Here is a 20518-nt window from a genome sequence, read left to right on the forward strand (position 1 = left end):
TCAGCCCTTTTTCGTGACCGGTCGCTCTGGCGGATCCTGGCTTTCCACCTCGCGATACCAGAGTGCATGGTGTTTCCTGGCCCAGGCGCGACTGACCCAGCCGTGCATCATCGCGTCCACCGAACCCTTGATCCAGATCCCGGCGTAGATGTGCACGATGATGCTCAGGATCAGCACAAGCCCCGCCAGTGCGTGCAGCAACATCGCCCAGCGAATTGTGGTGATGCCGAAGTAATGACTGAAATAAGCGCGCCAGATCACCAGTCCCGTGAACAGCAATGCGAGCATGCACAGCAGTAAAGTCCAGAACAGCAGTTTTTGCCCGGCGTTGTACTTGCCCACCGGCGGCACGGTTTCTTCGTCGTTGACCATTACCCGGTCAATTCGCCGCAGCCACTTCCAGTCGTTGTCGATGAAGAAGTTCGAGCGCCAGAAGCGAAACACCAGGCCGAGGAAAAACACGAACATCAGCACGCCCATGAACGGATGCAGGATCCGCGTCCAAGGCCCGCCTCCGAACAGGTGGGTCAGCCAGAACATCGACGGATGAAACAAAGCCAGCCCCGACAGTCCGGCCATGAAGAACAGAATCGCCACCAGCCAGTGATTGGTGCGCTGATTGGCGGTGTAGCGCAGGATCGTCTTGTTGCTCATGGCCGGCCCTCCCCGCGTGGGTCGAAGGTGTGCACTGCCGGATCGACGACGTGCACCGAGGTGTCGGGCGGATCGGGATGTTCATCTTCTTCGACCCGGTTCGGGCCGATCCGCACGTAATGGAAGAACCCGGCCAGCACCGCGGCGCCCATGGCCAAAAGGCCCAGCGGTTTGCTGATGCCTTTCCACAAGCCCACCAGCGGACTGATCTCGGGGTTGTCCGGCAGGCCGGCGTAGATTTTCGGCGTGTCGGCGTGGTGCAACACGTACATGACGTGGGTGCCGCCGACGCCTTCCGGGTCATACAGGCCGGCATTGTCGAAGCCACGGCTTTTCAGGTCGACGATGCGCTCGGCGGCGTGGGTCTTCATGTCGTCCTTGGTGCCGAACACGATGGCACCGGTCGGGCAGGTTTTCACACAGGCCGGCTCAAGCCCCACCGCCACCCGGTCCGAACACAGCGTGCATTTGTAGGCCTTGTGATCTTTCTGCGAAATGCGCGGGATGTTGAACGGGCAACCGGTGATGCAATAACCGCAGCCGATGCAGTGGTCCTGGTCGAAATCGACGATGCCGTTGGCGTGCTTGATGATCGCGCCGGGGCTGGGGCACGCCGCCAGGCAACCGGGCTCGGCGCAGTGCATGCAGCCGTCCTTGCGGATCAGCCATTCGAGATTGCCGGCGTCGGTTTCATGCTCGGTGAAGCGCATCAGCGTCCATGAGTCGGCGCTCAGGTCCTGCGGGTTGTCGTAGGTGCCGTGGTTGTGGCCGACCTCGTCGCGCAACTCGTTCCATTCCGAGCACGCGACCTGACAGGCCTTGCAACCGATGCATTTGGTGGTGTCGATCAGTTTGGCCACCTGTTCCTGGTCGCGTATCGACGGCGCCGGTGTGGTGGTGGCCGAGCGGGCAATGATGTCTTGGCTGGCCATCTAAAGATTCTCCATCAGAGCTTCTCCACGTTGACCAGGAATGACTTGGATTCCGGGGTCTGTGTATTGCCATCGCCGAGGAACGGCACCAGGGTGTTGGTCAGGTAACCGTGACGCGTCAGGCCGGTGAAGCCCCAGTGCAGCGGAATGCCGATCTGGTGCACCACCTGGTTGTTGACCTGCAACGGCCGGATCCTTTTGGTCACCACCGCTACCGCTTCAATGAACCCGCGCTTGCAGGTGACCTGCACCCGGTCGCCGGCAGCGATGCCTTTCTCCTTGGCCAGCACTTCGCCGATTTCCACGAACTGCTCGGGTTGGGCAATCGCGTTCAACTTGCAGTGCTTGCTCCAGAAGTGGAAATGCTCGGTCAGCCGGTAGCTGGTGGCGGCGTACGGGTAATCCTTGGCGACGCCAAGGCTGTCCCACACCGAATCGAAAATCCGTGCCGCAGGGTTGCTGATGGCTTTCTTGTTTTCCGGGTGCAGCGGGTTGATGCCGATCGGGGTTTCGAACGGCTCGTAGTGCTCGGGGAATGGCCCTTCGTTCATCTTGTCGACGGCGAAGAACCGCGCCACGCCTTCGGGGTTCATGATGAACGGGTTCATCCCGGCCTCCGGCGGCACGTCGGCCTTGTAATCCGGCACGTCGGTGCCGCCCCAGGCCTTGCCGTTCCACCACACCAGGCGTTTTTTCGGATCCCACGGTTTGCCGGCGACGTCCGCAGAAGCGCGGTTGTACAGAATCCGCCGGTTGGCCGGCCAGGCCCACGCCCAACCCTGATGCTGATGCATGCCGTAAGGGTCGTTATTGTCACGGCGGGCCATCTGATTGCCGGCTTCGGTCCAGCTCCCGCAGAAGATCCAGCAGCCGGACGCGGTGCTGCCGTCATCCTTGAGCTGGGCGAACCCGGCCAGTTGCGAATTGCCCTTGATCGTCGCGCCGGTGGCGTCGGTGAAATCCGTGGTGGCGTAGCCGTTGATCTCTTTGGCGATCTCTTCCGGCGAGGGTTCTTCGGCGATCTTGTACGGCCACGACAGCTTCAACAGCGGATCGGCGAATTTGCCGCCCTGGGCCTGATAACGCTCACGCAGGCGCAGGAACAGCGCACTCATGATCTGCACGTCAGTGCGCGCCTCGCCGGGGCCGTCGGCACCTTTCCAGTGCCATTGCAGCCAGCGGCTGCTGTTGACCAGCGAACCGTCCTCTTCAGCAAAACAGGTGGTCGGCAGACGGATCACTTCGGTCTGGATGTCGGCGCTCTTCACATCATTGAACGGCCCGACATGTTCCCAGAACTGCGAGGTTTCAGTGGCCAGCGGGTCCATGACCACCAGCCATTTCAGCTTGGCCAATGCGGCCATCACCCGGTTCTTGTCCGGCAACGCGGCAATCGGGTTGAAGCCCTGACACATGTAGCCGTTGACCTTGCCCTGCCCCATCAGGTCGAACACCTTGAGGATGTCGTAGTTGGGGATGTCGAGTTTCGGCAGGTAGTGGTAGGCCCACTGATTCTCGGCGGTGGCATTGGCGCCGTACCAGGCTTTCATCAGGCTGACGTGGAACTTGCTGTAATTCTGCCAGTAGGACAATTGCCCCGGCCGCAGCGGTACTTGCGTGCGTTTCTTGATGTAGGCGTTGTAGTCCTGCTCCATGTCGGTGGGCAGGGTCAGGTAACCCGGCAGCGCGTTGGACAGCAGGCCGAGGTCGGTCAGGCCCTGAATGTTCGAGTGCCCGCGCAACGCGTTGACCCCGCCGCCGGGCATGCCGACGTTGCCCAGCAACAGTTGCACCATGGCTGCGCTGCGGATGATCTGCGAGCCGATCGAGTGCTGGGTCCAGCCCAACGCATAGAGGATGGTCATGGTCTTGCCCGGTTGCGAGCAAGTGGCGATTTCCTCCCAGATCTTTTTCATCGCGTCGACCGGCATGCCACAGATCTGGCTCGCGAGGTCGATGTTGTAGCGGCTGTAATGCTGCTTCATCAATTGATAGACGCAGCGCGGGTCCTGCAGGGTCGGATCGACTTTGACGAAGCCGTCGTCACCCAGCTCGTAACCCCAGGTGGATTTGTCGGTGTAGCTGCGTTTGGCTGCGTCGTAACCGGTGAACAGTCCGTCTTCGAAGCCGAACCCGGCTTTGACGATGAACGACACGTCGGTGTAGTTGCGCACGTATTCGTGCTGGATCTTGTCCTCGGTCAGCAGGTAATTGATCAGCCCGCCCATGAACGCGATGTCGCTGCCGGTGCGAATCGGCGCGTAGTAATCGGCCACGGACGCGGTCCGGGTAAACCTCGGATCGACCACAATCAGCCGCGCGGCGTTGTGCGCCTTGGCTTCGGTCACCCATTTGAAGCCGCAAGGATGGGCTTCTGCTGCGTTGCCGCCCATCACCAGGATCAGATTCGCGTTGGCGATATCGGTCCAGGTGTTGGTCATGGCTCCACGGCCGTACGTCGGGGCAAGACTTGCCACCGTCGGGCCGTGTCAGACACGCGCCTGGTTATCGAACCCCAGCATGCCGAGACTGCGAATCACCTTGTGGGTGATGTAGCCCGCTTCGTTGGACGCCGCCGACGCCGCGAGGAAACCGGTAGTCAGCCAGCGATTCACCGTCTGCCCCTGGGCGTTCTGCTCGACGAAATTGGCGTCGCGGTCGGCCTTCATCAGGTCGGCGACGCGGTCGAGGGCTTCGTCCCAGGTGATCCGGGTCCATTCGCTGCTGCCGGGCTTGCGCACCTGCGGGTACTGCAGGCGGCCGGGGCTGTGAATGAAGTCCAGAAGGCCCGCGCCTTTCGGGCACAGGGTGCCGCGGTTGACCGGGTGGTCGGCGTCGCCCTCGATATGGATGATGTTTTGCGCAACGTTCTTCGCGGCATCGCCCTGGCTGTACATGATCAACCCGCAACCGACCGAGCAATACGGGCAGGTGTTGCGGGTTTCATGGGTGTGGGCAAGCTTGAAGTGGCGCACCTGCTCGGCGAAGGCCAGCGTCGGGGCCATGCCCAACGCGCCCAGGCTAGAGCCTGCAAGGCCGATACCGGCGACCTTGAAGAACTGACGACGGCTGAGATCCATCGTGCACTCCTGATCAGGTGGAACCCGGTACTGGTGCCGGGTCTGTTCTGGACAATCACGGTTGCGGCACTTGAGTGCCGACTTTTTCACTGTAGACAACGTGCGGTTGGCCAGTGTGAAAACCGACCGTCGGCCGTTTGTCGGATCACCACCTCCCTGTGGGAGCGAGCTTGCTCGCGAAAAGCGGTGTGTCATTCAACATTGATGCTGCCTGACCAGACGCATTCGCGAGCAAGCTCGCTCCCACAGGTTTTGTGTGCTCCTTCAGGAGCATGGGCTTATCATGGCGGGCACGACCCATCTCCGCCTTCAGAGACCGCGCATGACTTTCGATTTTGATCAGGTATTCGACCGCCACGACACCGGCAGCACCAAGTGGAGCCGCTATCCGGCCGACGTGTTGCCGATGTGGGTCGCTGACATGGATTTCGCTGCGCCGCCAGTGGTCATCGAGGCGCTGCAACAGCGCCTGCTGCACCCGTTGGTGGGTTACAGCGTGGCCCAGGACAACCTGCGCGAGGCCATCGTTGCCGACCTCTGGAACAAATTTGCCTGGCGGGTCAAACCGCAGGAGCTGATTTTCCTGCCGGGTGTTGAATCGGGTTTCAACATGGCGCTCAAGGCGCTGGTGCAGCCCCAGCAGAACGTCGTGGTGCAAACCCCGAACTACCCGCCACTGCGCCATGCGCCGGGCCATTGGGGCCTGAACAAGGTCGAACTGGAATTCAACGCTCTGGCCGACGGCACCTACGCCACGCCACTGGATGCCTTGCGTGAATCCCTGAAAGGTGGCGGCGCCCTGCTGCTGAGCAACCCGCACAACCCGATCGGCAAGGTCTTCGGCCGTGAAGAACTGCAAGCGGTGGCCGACATCTGCATGGCGCAGGACGCCTGGATCATCTCCGACGAGATCCACGCCGAGCTGTGCTACGACGGCCGCGTGCACATCCCGACCGCCTCCCTGAGCCCGGAGATCGCCCGTCGCACCATCACCCTGATGTCGGCGAGCAAGGCCTACAACATCGCCGGTCTCAAGACCTCGTTCATGATCATCCAGGACGCCGCCCTGTGCGAACGCGTCAACCACGCCCGTTGCGGCATGGTCGACAGCGTCAACCCGTTGGGCATGGAAGCCACCCGCGTGGCCTACAGCGAGGCCGGTCCGTGGCTGAAGGAACTCAAGCAATACCTGCAAGCCAACCGTGACTGGCTGGTAGAAGCGGTTCGCAGCCGTCTGCCCGGCGTAACGATCAACGTTCCACAAGGCACTTATCTGGCGTGGCTCGACTGCTCGGCGCTGGATCTGGACGACCCACAGAAATTCTTCCTGGAACACGCCCGTGTCGGCCTCAGCCCTGGCCTGGATTTTGGCGATCTCAGCCAACAGTTCGTGCGCCTGAACTTCGGCTGCCCGCGTTCGATGCTGGCAGAAGGGATTTCGCGGATGGAGCGAGCCTTGAAGTCCCGGTAATCACGTCAGGACAAACCCAAGCGTCAATCCGATCGAACTCACTCAAAACAGGCCGGGTCAACCGGCCTACCTGACATGAGACCCGGAGATTGACGATGACGCACTATCCAAAACCCCCATTCCCGAAACAGGCACAACCGGTTCCTGGCTCCCAGCGCAAGATGGAGCCCTACCCCGATTGCGGCGAGCAAAGCTACACCGGCTCCGGTCGGCTGGCCGGCAAGATTGCGCTGATTACCGGCGCCGACAGCGGCATCGGCCGGGCGGTGGCTATCGCCTTCGCCCGTGAAGGTGCAGATGTAGCGGTCGCCTATCTCAACGAACACGAAGATGCCAAGGAAACCGCGCGCTGGGTCGAACAGGCCGGCCGCCAGTGCCTGCTGCTGCCCGGCGACATTGCCCAGAAGGCCCAGTGCCAGGCGTTGGTGGACCAAACTGTCGAGCGCTTCGGCCGCATCGACGTGCTGGTCAACAATGCAGCCTTCCAGATGACTCATGAAACCTTCGAGGAGATTCCCGACGATGAATGGGTGATGACCTTCGACGTCAACATCACCGCGATTTTCCGTCTGTGCCAGGCCGCCATCAAACACATGGGCCCCGGCGCTTCGATCATCAACACCAGTTCGGTCAACTCGGACATGCCCAAACCCACCCTGCTCGCCTACGCCACCACCAAAGGCGCCATCGCCAATTTCACCGGTGGTCTGGCCCAGATACTCGGGCCGAGGGAGATTCGCGTGAACTGCGTCGCACCGGGGCCGATCTGGACGCCGCTGATCGTCTCGACCATGCCGGATGAAGAAGTGCAGAACTTCGGCGAGCAGACACCACTCGGCCGGCCCGGCCAGCCAGTGGAAGTCGCGCCGATTTATGTGCTGCTGGCGTCGGACGAAGCCAGCTACATCACCGGTCAGCGCTATGGCGTGACCGGTGGCAAACCCATGCTCTGATCCGCCCGCCGAAAAAAAGTGAACCGCTGGACAAGGCGACCTCTCCATACCTTCATGGCCCGTTCGGGTTGCAAGAGATCAGGAGGTCGTCATGTCCGCACCTATCGTCAAACTCTTCACCCAGCCGAACTTCGCCTGGACCGATATCCGCCGCGAAGAAGAAGCGCATCCGCGTCATTACCTCGCCCATCTGCTGTTACTGGCACTTGTTCCGGCGGTGTGCCTGTTCATCGGCACGACTTATGTCGGCTGGAGCCTGGCGGCGGGTGAAACCGTCAGGCTCAGCAGTGCCAGTGCTTTGCAACTGAGTGTCATGCTCTACCTCACCATCGTCGTCGGTGTGGCAATCATCGGCGGTTTCATCCGCTGGATGTCGCGCACCTTCGATGCGCGGCCGACGCTCAATCAGTGCATAGGGTTCGCGGCGTACACCGTCAGCCCGTTTTTCCTCGCCGGGATCGCCGGCCTGTACCCGAGCCGCTGGCTGGCGGTACTGGTGCTGGGTGCGGCGTCGATTTATTCGACGTTTCTGCTGTTCGTTGGCCTGCCGACCTTCATGCACGAGCGCAAGGAACAGGGCTTGCTGTATTCGGCGAGCGTCTGGGGCGTTGCGCTGCTGGTGCTGGTGACGTTGCTGGTATCGATGATTCTGCTGTGGTTCAACGTGCTGACGCCGGAATACCTGCGCACGACCGCGGGTTAGGTCGGGCATGTTGCGGCGACATCGAATCGGCGCGGCGGGCCTCCCGTCGTGAGCTTCATCGTTTGGGTCGCGGTGCTCGGCGCCGTGCTGCTCATGCTTGCACTGACGTCCTCCTATCTGCGATGGATGCCGGTGACGACATCCGCGGTATGCCTGCTGTTGGGCGTCGGCATCGGGCCGGTCGGGCTTGATTTGCTGAAATTGCCGCTGGACGAAGCCTCTTTGTGGATGGAGCACCTGACCGAAGTCGCGGTGCTGTTTTCTCTGTTTGTCTGCGGTTTGAAACTGCGATTGCCGCTGCGCGACAAACGTTGGCGGATCGCATTCGGCCTGGCAGGTCCGGTGATGGTGCTGACGATCATTGGGGTCTGCCTGCTGCTGCATTTCGGCCTGAACCTGAATTGGGGCCCTTCGTTGCTGATCGGGGCGATTCTGGCGCCGACCGATCCGGTACTCGCTGCGCTGGTACAGGTCAACGATGCACGGGACGTCGACAGCGTGCGGTTCGGCCTTTCCGGCGAGGCCGGGCTTAATGACGGGATTGCCTTTCCTTTCGTGATCCTCGGGCTGTTGCTGCTGCACGGTGAAGGTTTTGCCGCCGAGTGGCCCGACTGGGTGCTACGCAGCGTGCTCTGGGCCGTGCCCGCCGGCTTGCTTTGCGGTTACTGGATGGGCCGTGGCATCGGCCGCCTGACTTTGTCACTGCGTATCCGCAACGATGACAGCACCCTCAGCCCCAACGACTATCTGGCGCTGGCATTGATCGCACTGGCTTACGTGGCGGCGGAATCCATTGGTGGCTACGGCTTTCTGTCAGTGTTTGCCGCCGGCCTGGGGTTGCGGCAGGAGGAAGTCAAATTCACCGGTGCCCATCAACCACCCGCCGAGCATCTGGTGCAACCGGTGGTCGGCCATCAGAACGTCGAACCGCAGCAGGCGGTCCATGGCGATACCGAACGACTGGAAGACAGCCAGGTGGCCGCCGGCATCATGATGGGCGACATGCTGTCTTTCGGAGGTCTGGTCGAGCGGGCGATGGAAGTGTTTCTGGTGACCCTGCTGGGCGTGGTGCTGGTCAGTCACTGGGACTGGCGGGCGTTGCTGGTCGGCGGCGTACTGTTTTGTGTGATTCGCCCCGTTTGCGTGGCGTTGATGCCATGGGGATCGCTACTCGCGGGGCGCCAACGGTTGTTGATCGGCTGGTTCGGCATTCGAGGCATCGGCAGTCTGTTCTACCTTTTCTATGCGCTGAACCATGGACTGGACAGCAGCGTGGGCACGCTGTGTACCGACCTGACCCTGTCGGTGGTGGCGCTGAGCATTCTGCTGCACGGCGTCAGCACCCAGCCGATCCTCGCCCGCTACGAGCAGCGTAAACAACCGGACAAGTCGACAGGCCGCCCTTGAGCGCGGTGCCGCTTCAGCTTCCCGGGTTGGTCACCTGAATGTAGATGGCATACGTGCCGAGCAACATCCAGAACGTGGCAAAGATCCACGGCGTTCGAATGGAAAACAGCAGTGACTTGCGATAGCCCTTGTGGCTCGATTCCATCTCGCTGAACAAAGGCGATTCGTCATAAGCCAGCCCCATCAGGGGTTCGCTGCGCAGCAATTCACTCTGTTTGAAATGCCAATGATCGATGATGTCGTAAGCGGCACGAATCCCCGGCCAGGCATTGAGCGAACTGAGCATGCCAAGCAAGGCCAGAAACGGTGGCACCACCAGCGTGAACAACTTGCCCCACTCGGGGTTGAGGTTGGCCATGCAGGACGCGAAGGCAATCACCAGAAACGATTGCGCCGCCAGGTAGGCGTCGGTTCGATTAGCCAGGATGCTGGTTTCGTACTGGATCTCCCGTCGGTAGAAATCCAGCCGCTCCTTGGGTGAGCCGAACATTTTGGCGTTATGTTCGTTCAGGGTTTCTTCGGCGGTCGGCTCGGTCAATATGCGTGGCACGGTAGAGCGCTCCAGGACAAAGCGTTTGGAGGCGCCACGTCCCGGACAAGTTCAGCTCGATTGCCCCGATTCACTTCATCGACCGGGCAATGATCTCCATCAGATTCAGTTGATTGAACGGTTTCGACAGTCGTGGCAACCCGGCTGCAAAGCCTTCGAGGCGCTCGGCATAACCGGTGGCGAGGATGATCGGCAGATCCGGCTTGAGCATGCGCACGGCGTGAGCCAGTTGTGCGCCGCTCATCTGTGGCATGGCCATGTCGGTGATCATCAGGTCGATCACCTGGCCCTGATCGAACAGTTCCAGCGCCTCGGCGCCGGAAGTGGCGCCGATTACCCGATGGCCAAGGTCTTCCAGCAACAGGACGGTGCTGGTGAGCACCAGACTGTCATCATCCACTACCAGCACGCTGAGGCGTGGCACCGTGTCGGTGGACAAAACCGGGGCATGCGGTGTGGCGGCGACGCTGTCGATCGCCACCGGCAACCACAGCTCAGCGGTCGTACCCTGCCCCTTGGTACTTTTCAGAATGAATCGCCCGCCCAGTTGTTCGATGAAGCCGTGGACCATCGACAACCCAAGCCCGGTGCCTTTGCCCAGGCCTTTGGTGGTGAAAAACGGATCGGTCGCCGATGCCAGCGTGTCAGCGTCCATGCCTTCACCGGTATCGATCACCCTCAGGCAGACGTAACGCCCGGCCGTCATGGTCGAGTCGTTTTGTTCGAGCACCACTTCTGGCTCGGCACGGATGATGACGCTTCCGCCATCGGGCATGGCGTCGCGGGCGTTGGTCGCCAGGTTGAGCACCGCCAGTTCGAGCTGGTTGCTGTCAGCCAACACGGCTTGCAGATCATCGGGGAATTGCGTTTCGATGCGGATCCCCGGCCCCAGCGAACTGCGCAACAGCCCGGTGATGCCCTGCACCAGTTTCGGGATTTCGATCGGTTCGGTCTTGAGCTCCTGACGCCGGGCGAAAGCCAGCATGCGTTGGGTCAGCGAAACGCCGCGCAATGCGCCCTGCGTGGCGTTTTCCAGCAGACGGCTGACTTTAGGGTCGTCGCCCAGGCGTTTGCGCACGATTTCCAGGTTGCCGAGAATCACCGTCAGCAAATTGTTGAAGTCATGGGCAATGCCGCCGCTGAGTTGGCCGATGGCCTGCATTTTCTGCGCCTGGAACAGCGCTTCACGGGTTTTCTCCAGGGCCTGCTGCGCTTCGGTAGCTTCGGTGACGTCGCGGGTAATCTTGGCAAAGCCGAGCAAGGTGCCAGTGTCGCCGCGAATCGCATCGACCACCACATGCGCCAGAAACCGCGTGCCGTCCTTGCGCAGGCGCCAGCTCCTGTTCTCGAAACGGCCTTCGCTTACCGCGGTTTCCAGGGCGCGCTGGGGTTCACCCGCCTCACGGTCTTGCGGGGTGTAGAACATCGAGAAATGCTTGCCGATCACTTCATCCGGCTTGTATCCCTTGATTCGCTGGGCACCGGGGTTCCAGTTGGTCACCCGGCCTTCGGGGCTGAGCATGTAGATCGCATAGTCGGTGACGCCCTGCACCAACAGGCGGAACTGTTGTTCGCTCTGCTTGAGGGTTTCTTCGGCCATCTTGCGGTCGGTCAGGTCGCGGGTGATCTTGGCGAACCCGAGCAGTTGCCCGCCCGGGCTGAAAATCGGATCGATCACTACGTGGCACCAGAAGTGCGTGCCATCCTTGCGGACCCGCCAGCCTTCACCCTCGAACCGGCCTTCGCGGATCGCCGTGTCCAGCGCTCGCTGCGGCAAACCTTTTGCGCGGTCTTCATCGGTGTAGAAACGGGAAAAGTGTTCGCCGAGGATTTCCGATTCTTCGTATCCCTTGAAGCGTTTGGCGCCGGAGTTCCAGCTGGTGATGATGCCATCGGGGTCGATCATGTAGATCGCATAATCGACCACCGCATCGATCAGCAAACGAAAGCGCATGTCTTCAATTGCAGCGGACTTCTTGTTCTCGCTCATCAGGCTTGGCTCAAAACAGTTTTTCAATCACCGGAGTATGCGGCAAACCGGCGGATTGGAAAGGTGCTTCTGCGAGATCGAGGTGCCACCAGCGTGGCAGCAATTGGCGGATGCGACTTTCGGCAAAGCGATCATCGATCAGCATCACCACGCCGCGATCCTGCTGGGTACGGATCACCCGCCCGGCGGCCTGCACCACTTTCTGCACGCCGGGGAACAGGTAGGTGTAGTCGTAACCGGCACCGAAGATCGCGGCCATGCGCCGCTTCATCTGTTCATTGACCGGATTGAGCTGGGCCAGTCCGAGGGTGGCGATGAACGCGCCGATCAGCCGTGCGCCGGGCAGATCGATGCCTTCACCGAACGCGCCGCCGAGCACGGCAAAACCGACGCCTTGGCTGTCGGCGGTGAATTGATCGAGAAAGTCCTGCCGCGCGCCTTCGGTCATGCCCCGGGATTGCTGCCAGCGGGTGATGTGCGGGTGCCGCTCGGCGAGCAACTGCGCGACCTGCTGCAGGTAATCGAAACTGCTGAAGAACGCCAGGTAGTTGCCCGGACGCTCACTGAACTGGCGGGCGATCAGCTCGACAATCGGCTCCAGCGATGCCTGACGGTGCGTGAAACGGGTGGAAATCCGGCTGACGATCTGCACCTGCAATTGTTCGGCGCTGAACGGCGACTCGACATCGATCCAGACCGTGTCGGCCGGCGTGCCGAGCAAGTCGGCGTAATAGTGGCGCGGGCTGAGGGTTGCGGAAAACAGCACGCTGCTGCGCGCTGCACTCAGGCGCGGGCCGATGAACGCCGCCGGCACCACGTTGCGCAGGCACAGCTGCGATAACGGTCTCTTGCGCTCGAGGTCGCGCTTGCTGATGTCGAACAGGTAATGCGCGTCGAACAGCTCTGCCACCCGGCCGAACTGCAGCATCTCGAAATAGAAGTTCTGCAACGCGCTGTCGAGCCCTTGCGGGTGATCGTTGAGGTAGTCGCCGATACTCGCCGTGCAGGAAGAAAGCGCCTGCAGCAGTTTTTCCGGCGCCTTGTCGTAGGCCTGATACGGCGCCAACTGGTCGTTGTGCAGGGCGTTCCATTCACGGTTGACCCGCTGCAGCGACTTCTTCAAGGCCTCGGGCGCGGTTTTGCGCACGCTGCCCAGTGTCGCCTGATCGAGAGTGGCGCTGTACATCTGCCGACCGCGTTCGACCAGGTTGTGCGACTCGTCCACCAGCACGGCGACGTTCCATTGATTGAACTGGGCCAGGCCGAACAGCAGCGCGCTGAAGTCAAAGTAGTAGTTGTAGTCGGCCACCACCACGTCGGCCCAGCGGGCCATTTCCTGGCTCAGGTAGTAAGGACACACCGCGTGCTGCGCGGCGACGTCCCGCAGTGCAGCCTGATCCAGCAGGCGCAATTGGCTGGCGGCTTCGCGGGCAGCGGGCAAACGGTCGTAAAAACCCTGGGCCAACGGGCAGGATTCGCCGTGGCAAGCCTTGTCCGGGTGTTCGCAGGCCTTGTCCCGGGCGACCATTTCCAGCACCCGCAGGGGCAGGGTTGCGCTGTGATCGAACAGCACTTGCGCCGCATCCAGCGCCAGTTTGCGTCCGGGTGTCTTGGCGGTGAGGAAGTAAACCTTGTCCAGTTGCCGCGGCGCCAACGCCTTGAGCATCGGAAACAGGGTACCGAGTGTCTTGCCGATCCCGGTCGGCGCCTGAGCCATCAGACAGCGGCCGGTGCTGACAGCCTTGAACACCGATTCGGCGAGGTGACGCTGGCCGGGGCGAAAGGCGGCATGGGGAAAACCCAACTGCTGCGCCGCATGGTTGCGCGCTTCGCGGTGGGCCATTTCCTGTTCGGCCCACGCCAGAAACAAACCGCACTGTCGTTCGAAGAACTGCCGCAGCGCTTCGGCGCTGAACGCCTCGACCAGACAGGTTTCCTTTTCCGTGACGATGTCGAAATACACCAGCGCCAGATTGATCTGCTCAAGCTGCAATCGACAGCACATCAACCAGCCATAGATTTTCGCCTGGGCCCAATGCAGTGAACGATGATTGGCCGGTTGTTTACTCAAGTCGCCGCGATAGGTTTTGACTTCTTCCAGGCAGTTCTGCGTCGGGTCGTAGCCGTCCGCCCTGCCCTTGACCTTCAATGGCCCGAATGCGCCCTCCAGCGCCACTTCGCTCTGGTAGGCGTCGTTGCGCCGGGACGCCACCGTACGATGCCCGGCAATCCCCTCCAGCGCGGTCGGTGACGGGGTGAAGCGCAAGTCGAGGTCACCGGTTTTGGCGGTGAATTCGCACAACGCCCGCACCGCGATGCTGTAGCTCAAGCGCCCTGCTCCGCCCATTGCACGTAACACACGGCGACCGGCATCCGGTGCGTATGGCAGAACTCCAGCCAGCGCAATTGGTTGTCCTGCAAGCGATCGCCCGGGCCTTTGACTTCAATCATCCGGTAGGTCTTGTGCTGCGGCCAGAACTGGATCAGGTCGGGCATGCCGGCGCGATTGGCCTTGATGTCCAGCAGCAGACGGCTGAACCAGTGCTTGAGGTGTTCGGCCGGCAGACAGGCCAGCGCCTGCTCCAGCAGCTCTTCATTGAGCGCGCCCCAGAATACGAACGGCGACTGCACGCCCCATTTGGCGGCGAACCGCGCGCGGATGGTGTCGGCATAGCGGCCATCGTCGAGTTCGGCCAGACAGGCCTGAAACAGCTGCGCACGACGCAGCTGGAAGTCCTCGTTGAGCAGATCCACCGGCCCGCGCTGAAACGGGTGAAAGAACGCGCCCGGCAATGGCGCGAAGATCGCCGGCCAGCACAGTAGGCCGAACAATGAATTGATCAGGCTGTTTTCCACGTAATGCACCGGGCCCGTTTCTTCGTGCAGGTGCGCCTGAACGTGATATTCCACCGACAACGCCGGATCCAGACGCGGCAGGTGCAGATCCAGCCGTTCCACCAGACCGGGCGCTGTGCGTTTGATCGGTGGCCCGCCGAGCTTGCGCCGCAAGCGCGGCAACAGCCGTTGCAGGCCCTGCTGTTCGGTAGCGGTTTCCGGCGCCTGCTCGGCAATCACCGCCAGTTCCAGCGCCAACGCATATTCGGCGCTGCGCTCCAGCACGCGGATCATCCGCAATCGGGCGCCGGGATAGGCGCAATCACGATAGATCTTCAGGGCCAGGGCGAATTCGCCGATGCGCTCGCAGTATTGGCCGATCTGGAACAACAGCTTGCCGCGTCGGCGTTGCAGCCACGGGTTGTCGAAATGCAGTGCCAGGACCTGTTCGACGATCGGCTCCAGCGGCTCGCCGGCCTCGAAATACAACTGGCAGTCATGCAGAAACAGACAGGCATCGACGTCGGCACGACTACGCAGGCCCCGGGAGTCGGCGCTGAATTCAACTTTTTCGTAGGTGAAGATGCCAAGGTCGGCGAGCACGAACTCCGACCAGTCCTGATACAGGTTGCCGAAAAACATCAGGCGAAAACGGTCGCACAGCTGCATCAGCGTCAGGCTGAACAGCCGATCCGCCAGCGTCGGGCACCACTGCTTGAAACTGCGGGGTTCGGGGAATTGTTCGTGCAGCAGCGGCAGCCAGTCGACTTTCTTGCCTCGTGGCTGGTCGATGGCCGGGCCGAAGGCTTGCAGGATCTCGGCCTTGAGCAACACCTCGAACAGATCCGCCATCGCCAACGGCGCCTGCTCATCGAGCCAGCCATGCTCCAGCAGCGGTTGCGCCGCCTCGGCGATGTCGCCTATTTCCGGATAATTCAGCTTGCCGGCGCGAAAATGCACGCCCTTGCGCATGACCATCCGCACCAGCAACCCCTGGGATCCGCGCGGCAGTGCCTTGAAGTCGTGGATGAAGGCGTGCTCGGCTTCGTTCATGACGTCGGCGTAGCGAAGCTCAAGCCAATCAAGCACCTGGCGGAAGTTGTTGAGGTAATAGAACGGGTCGTCGAGGGGATTGGCAGTCACGGTGAATTCAGGGCCATGGCAAGCGAGTACTGGTTATGCGTACAGATACCAGCCAGCCCTCGCAGGTGCAAACGGAAAAAGATCAGTGGCACCTTCGGTGTGGTTTTTTTCAGGTGGCCATCGAACTTTTCCGGGCGCAATGGCACCAACCGCGTTAGAGGCCGACATTGGTCGAAATGAACAGGAATGCTGCTTATGAAAATCAAGACTCTCGGGATCCCCTTGGCTGTTGCGGCGCTGTTGGCACTGGCCGGCTGCTCTACCCAGACGGTGGTTACCTTGCAGAACGGCACCCAATACCTGACCGAAGACATGCCCGACACCAAAACCGAGGATGGCTTCTATGAGTTCAAGGATATTTCCGGCGCCAAGGTGCGTGTACGTGCAGACGAAGTAGCCACGGTGCGCAAGGAAGACTGACCGCGACCCCATCAAAAAAGGCTGCGTTCCTGTTGGAGCGCAGCCTTTTTTGCATTTGTCAGCGGGGTAACGCCATGCCCGGGATGGAGCCATCGCAGTTCAACGCTCGCTCGCCGCGCCGGACCATTTCTTCCTGCAAGCGCTGGCAACGTTGGCGTTCCTGCTGCGCCATGCGGTCGATGCTCAGGTTACCGGTCATTTCCGGTTCATGGTCTTCGCCGATGCGAATCGTCACGAACGGTTGTTCGGGCTGGATGTAAAAGCGGCTTTTCTCTTCAACGGGTTTGACGTCGTCACTGTCGGCCGGTTTTGGCAGTTGATCGGTGGTGACGCCATAGCGGCTCAGAATCGAGCTGTGAGGCAGATCGGCCCAGGCATTGGCCGACAGCAGCGCCAGTCCCGTCATACCGATAAACCTCTTGAAACCTTTCACGTGTGAATCTCCTGTACTCGTTGGCGGCCTTTGGATGACGAACGTTGCCGTCATGACTTTAGGCCGCATTTCCTGTTGGTGCAGGGATTGGAGTCAGGGAATGGCGGGTGAGTCACTTTCGATATAGGAAGGTTTGATGGGGAGAGAGCTTGCTCCCTCCCCACGCTTGCCGTCAGGCGATCACAATCCCGTCGGCACTCAAGCTGTTCAATGCAACCCCGACCAGCGTCACCGAATCAGCGCCGAATTTCAGCACCGTATCCTGTCCCACCGCCGTGGCATGGGCGCGGAAGTCGTCGCCCGGCAGCACCCCCTGCACGCCGAGGAACACCAGTTTGTCATTGGCGGTGTAACCCAACACGCGATCCTGACCGAACGCGCCGCTGAACAGGAAGGTATCCGCCCCGCCGCCCGACTCCATCAGGTCATTGCCGGCGCCGCCGACGAACACGTCGTTGCCCGCTCCGCCAATCAAGTGATCGTTGCCGTCAAGGCCGAACAGCCAGTCACCGCTGGCCTTGGCCTTGAGGGTGTCGGCGCCGCCGGTGCCTTTCACGCTCGACTCGTACTGAGTGACATTGTTGCCGACCTTCAAACCGGTCGCGGTGACGCTGTGGGTCACGTCATCCTTGAACAGGCCCCAGAGAAAACCCGGCTCCTTGGTGACGATGCTGCCGATATCGCGGGTGATGCTGATGCCGCCGTTGGCATCGCGGATGTACAGGTTGCCGACGCCGTCGTTGGCGAAGTCGTAGGTATTGACCGACTTCTGCAACTCCAGAGTGTTGTTGCCCGAGCCGCCGAGCAGAATGTTGTAGCCCCCGCCATCGCGGAACGTGTCGTTGCCGGCGCGGCCTTCCAGATAATCGTTGCCGCTGCCGCCCTGGATCAGGTCGTTGCCGTCGCTGCCGATGATGAACGTGCTGCCCTTGTGGGTTTCGGCGTTGCGGTTCAGGTCCTGTACCCAAGTGCTGGCCCGCGCCGGGTCCGACAGGTTGGCGACGATGATCGTCGAGTCCTTGCTGGTCAGGTCGTAGAACTTCGACTCGATCACCCGGTTCATGCCATCCCCATAAGCGGTCGGCAGGTGCGAGATCCAGGTCGGAATGTTGATGATCGAGAACGGCAGCACGTTCCACGCCGCCGAGGCGTAGTGGTCGTTGAAGCTGACGATGTTATCGGTCGCCGACTCCTTGGGCGCGTCGTGCACGCCGAGGGATGCACCGGTGAAGGTCGAGCCGTCGAGGGCGCGGAACACCGGGTCGTTTTCGTAGCCGACGTTGAGCACCTTGTCGGTGCTGCTTTGGGTCGGCGAGGCGTAGGCGATGTAGTTGGAATCCTGGAAGAACCCGCCCCATTTGCTGGTGCTCAAATCCGCCATGCTGTTGACCGCCAGCCCGCCCAGGCTGTGACCGCTGACCAGCACGTCCTTGCCGGTCAGGCCATGGGCCTTGGCGAACGCCACCACATCGTTCATCAGGTTGCCGAAAGCTTCGCCGACGTAGTTTCTGGCGTAATCCTTGGGCCCGAATGCGGCGAGCAAGTCGTTGATCACGTCACCGATCGAGTCACCGATCAGGATTTCCCGTGGGCCGCTGGTGCCGCGAAAGGCGATGCCGATCTCGGTGAGATGGCCCTGAGCGTCGTATTTGCCGAGGATTTCCACTTGGGCGCTGGTGTAGCCGGCCTTTTCGCCGAAGAAGGTGCCGCGGGCATCGGTCTTGCCCTCGTAACCCAGTTGCGAGGCGGTGATCGGGGTCCAACCGGCTTTTTTCACCGCATCAAGCGCGGCTTTTTCCGAGTCGGGGTTCCACGGAATGCCAGGGATCACCCCCTGGGAATCCGTACCGCCGATCAGCGCGGTCACCAGCGTGGCCGGCAAACCGAGGCCGAAGCCGTTGTGCTGATAACCGACGGCAAAGCCGTTATCGAGGTTGTGGTAGGAATACAGCGTGATGGCCATGGCGTCGCTGAACAGCGCCTTGGAGTCCGCCGTACCGAAATTCTTGTAGTCATACACACCCATTGCTGTTGCCTCTCTTTTTGTTGGAATTGTTCAGAGATAGCTCACAACCAGAACGCCCCTCCCGAGGCGCCCCGGAGCATTTACTACACAGTCACAATGTGGGAGCGACGGTGCGACGATTCGACTTGCTCGCGATCGCAGTCTGTCAGTTACCGGTTGGGTGACTGACACGCCCTCTTCGCTCCCACAAGGTTTGTCAGGCGAAGACGAAACTCGAATCCGACAGATTAGCCACACCGACCCCGACCAGCGTCACGGCAAAATCGCCAATCTTCAGCACGGTATCGCTTCCGGACTGCGACGCGTGTTGCTTGTAGTCGTAGCCCTGCCCTGCGCCTTCGACGCCCATGAACACCAGTTTGTCGCTGCCCTGGTAGCCATTGATCGCGTCGAAGCCAAACGCGCCGCTGAACAGGAAGGTATTGTTGCCACCCACCGCGCTCATCACGTCATTGCCGGCGCCGCCGACGAAGGTCACGTGGGCCTTGTCGCTTTGCAGGTGATCGTTGCCGCCCAAGCCGAACAGCCAGTCGCCGTCAGCGGTGGCTTTGAGGGTGTCGCCCATCGCGCCGCCGCTGAGCGAGTGGTTGTACTGAGTCAGTTCGGCACCGTTGGCCAGGCCTTTGGCAGTGACGGTCCAGGTGATGTCCTTGCTGCCCCACCACGCCCCCGACTCCTTGCTCACCAGCGCGCCGATGTCGCGGGTCATGCTGATGCCGCCGTAGGCGTCACGCACGTACAGCGTGCCGTCGCCGTCGTTGGCGAAGCTGAAGTTCTGCAACGGCTTTTGCAGTTCGAAGGTGTTGTGACCCTGACCACCGAGAAGGATGTTGAAACCGCCATCGTCACGGAAACGGTCATCGCCACCCCGGCCTTCCAGAAAGTCGTTGCCCGCCCCGCCCTTTAGCCAGTCGCCGCTGTCGGTGCCGATGATGAAGGTACTGCCGGTGTGCGGCTCGCCGCTGCGGCCCAGATCCTCGACCCAGGTCTTGCCCCGCGACGCTTCCTCAAGGTTGGAGACGATGATCGTCGAATCCTTGTGCGTCAGGCCGTAGAACTTCGACGCGATCACCCGATTCAGGCCGTCGGCATACCCCAGCGAGCTGTGGGCCGACCAGTTCAGCGGATTGGCGATGCTGAACGGCACCAGGTTCTGCGCGGTGGACGCGTAGTTGTCATTGAAGTTGACGATGTTGTCGGTGGTCGAATCGTGCGGTTTGTCGTGCTTGCCCATCGACGCGGTACTGAACGTGGTGCCGTCGAGCACGCGGAACACCGGATCATTCTCATAACCGATGTTCAGCACATTGGTGCCGGTGCTGCTCTGGGTCGGCGAGGCGAACGAAATGAAGTTGGCGTCCTTGAAGAACCCGCCCCAGTGACTGGCGCTCAACTCCGCCACGCTGTTGACCCCGAGACCGCCGAGGCTGTGGCCGCTGATCAACACGTCCCTGGCCGCGATGCCATGGGCGACGGCGAAAGCAGCCACCGATTTGAGCAGATTGTCGAAGGCGTTTTTCGCGTACTGGGTGGCGTAATCCGTCGGGCCGATGGCGGCCAGCAGATTGTTTTTCATGTCGCCAAAAGTGTCGCTGTAACCCAGCCCGCCGGTGCCCCGGAAGGCCACACCGATGCCGATCAGCTTGCCCGCGGCGTCGTACTTGCCGAGCACTTCGGCTTCGGCACTGGTGAAGCCGTCCTTCTCGCCGAAGAACGTGCCCTGCGCCCCGACCTTGCCCTGATAGCCCAGCGCCGTGGCGCCGATCGGCTTCCAGCCGGTGCCGGGCAAAGCCTGCCCGGTCGGCGTGTAGGCATACAGCGTCAGGGCGATGGCATCGCTGTACAGCGCTTTGCCGTCGGCATTTTTGTAATTGAACAGTCCCATGTTGTGCTCTCTCTTCCTTTCAAAAACGGCAGTTCT

General features: G+C 61.4%; 15 protein-coding genes. 5 read left to right on the forward strand and 10 right to left on the reverse strand.

What is annotated here, in order from left to right:
• From AC1MDC_RS27255 to fdnG, 3 genes are read right to left on the reverse strand one after another with little or no spacing between them, the layout of a single operon-like run.
• Positions 1-654 (reverse strand): formate dehydrogenase subunit gamma, encoded by a 654-nt coding sequence (locus AC1MDC_RS27255; RefSeq protein WP_480394087.1) that lies wholly within the window; start codon positions 652-654, stop codon positions 1-3.
• Positions 651-1586, reverse strand: a complete 936-nt coding sequence (fdxH, locus tag AC1MDC_RS27260) for a formate dehydrogenase subunit beta (RefSeq protein ID WP_085696185.1) — start codon at positions 1584-1586, stop codon at positions 651-653. The genes AC1MDC_RS27255 and fdxH overlap by 4 nt, the downstream gene beginning before the upstream one ends.
• A 14-nt stretch (positions 1587-1600) precedes the next feature.
• On the reverse strand, positions 1601-4666 hold the full coding sequence (gene fdnG, locus AC1MDC_RS27265; RefSeq protein ID WP_480394088.1) for a formate dehydrogenase-N subunit alpha: 3066 nt from the start codon (positions 4664-4666) through the stop codon (positions 1601-1603).
• Between the two features lie 322 nt (positions 4667-4988).
• On the opposite strand from fdnG, the gene AC1MDC_RS27270 reads away from it, so the two are divergent.
• From AC1MDC_RS27270 to AC1MDC_RS27285, 4 genes are all read left to right on the forward strand, one after another.
• Positions 4989-6137 carry a MalY/PatB family protein gene (locus tag AC1MDC_RS27270; RefSeq protein ID WP_480394089.1) on the forward strand — a complete coding sequence of 383 codons (1149 nt, stop codon included), beginning with the start codon at positions 4989-4991 and terminating at the stop codon, positions 6135-6137.
• A 95-nt stretch (positions 6138-6232) separates the two neighbouring features.
• The gene (locus tag AC1MDC_RS27275) at positions 6233-7090 is read left to right on the forward strand and encodes a glucose 1-dehydrogenase (RefSeq protein ID WP_085696189.1); all 858 of its coding nucleotides are present in this window, start codon (positions 6233-6235) and stop codon (positions 7088-7090) included.
• Between the two features lie 91 nt (positions 7091-7181).
• The gene (locus AC1MDC_RS27280) at positions 7182-7793 is read left to right on the forward strand and encodes a Yip1 family protein (RefSeq protein ID WP_480394090.1); all 612 of its coding nucleotides are present in this window, start codon (positions 7182-7184) and stop codon (positions 7791-7793) included.
• Positions 7794-7841: 48 nt separating this feature from the next.
• Positions 7842-9200, forward strand: coding sequence for a cation:proton antiporter (locus AC1MDC_RS27285; RefSeq protein WP_085702992.1), 1359 nt, complete (start codon positions 7842-7844; stop codon positions 9198-9200).
• Positions 9201-9213: 13 nt separating this feature from the next.
• Here AC1MDC_RS27285 and AC1MDC_RS27290 read toward each other — a convergent pair whose 3' ends face one another.
• The 4 genes from AC1MDC_RS27290 to AC1MDC_RS27305 form a co-directional block, all read right to left on the reverse strand.
• On the reverse strand, positions 9214-9750 hold the full coding sequence (locus AC1MDC_RS27290; RefSeq protein ID WP_085696192.1) for a hypothetical protein: 537 nt from the start codon (positions 9748-9750) through the stop codon (positions 9214-9216).
• Between the two features lie 70 nt (positions 9751-9820).
• Positions 9821-11740: a hybrid sensor histidine kinase/response regulator gene (locus AC1MDC_RS27295; protein WP_480394091.1), complete on the reverse strand. Its 1920-nt coding sequence runs from the start codon at positions 11738-11740 to the stop codon at positions 9821-9823.
• A gap of 10 nt (positions 11741-11750) precedes the next feature.
• Positions 11751-14069: an ATP-dependent DNA helicase gene (locus AC1MDC_RS27300; RefSeq protein WP_234205219.1), complete on the reverse strand. Its 2319-nt coding sequence runs from the start codon at positions 14067-14069 to the stop codon at positions 11751-11753.
• On the reverse strand, positions 14066-15718 hold the full coding sequence (locus tag AC1MDC_RS27305; protein WP_480394092.1) for a VRR-NUC domain-containing protein: 1653 nt from the start codon (positions 15716-15718) through the stop codon (positions 14066-14068). The genes AC1MDC_RS27300 and AC1MDC_RS27305 overlap by 4 nt, the downstream gene beginning before the upstream one ends.
• Before the next feature lie 195 nt (positions 15719-15913).
• Between AC1MDC_RS27305 and AC1MDC_RS27310 the strand changes: the two genes are divergently transcribed.
• A complete protein-coding gene (locus AC1MDC_RS27310; RefSeq protein WP_085696196.1) occupies positions 15914-16138 on the forward strand; it encodes a YgdI/YgdR family lipoprotein in 225 nt (74 codons plus the stop codon).
• 58 nt (positions 16139-16196) lie between these two features.
• On the opposite strand, the gene AC1MDC_RS27315 is transcribed toward AC1MDC_RS27310, so the two are convergent.
• The 3 genes from AC1MDC_RS27315 to AC1MDC_RS27325 form a co-directional block, all read right to left on the reverse strand.
• Complete coding sequence (locus AC1MDC_RS27315; protein WP_085702996.1) at positions 16197-16571, reverse strand: hypothetical protein; 375 nt, start codon at positions 16569-16571, stop codon at positions 16197-16199.
• Between the two features lie 172 nt (positions 16572-16743).
• Positions 16744-18597, reverse strand: a complete 1854-nt coding sequence (locus AC1MDC_RS27320) for a polyurethane esterase (protein ID WP_227235521.1) — start codon at positions 18595-18597, stop codon at positions 16744-16746.
• A gap of 196 nt (positions 18598-18793) precedes the next feature.
• Positions 18794-20482 carry a polyurethane esterase gene (locus AC1MDC_RS27325; protein WP_480394093.1) on the reverse strand — a complete coding sequence of 563 codons (1689 nt, stop codon included), beginning with the start codon at positions 20480-20482 and terminating at the stop codon, positions 18794-18796.
• Positions 20483-20518: the final 36 nt, after the last annotated feature.

The sequence above is a fragment of the Pseudomonas sp. 1 genome, assembly GCF_056626735.1.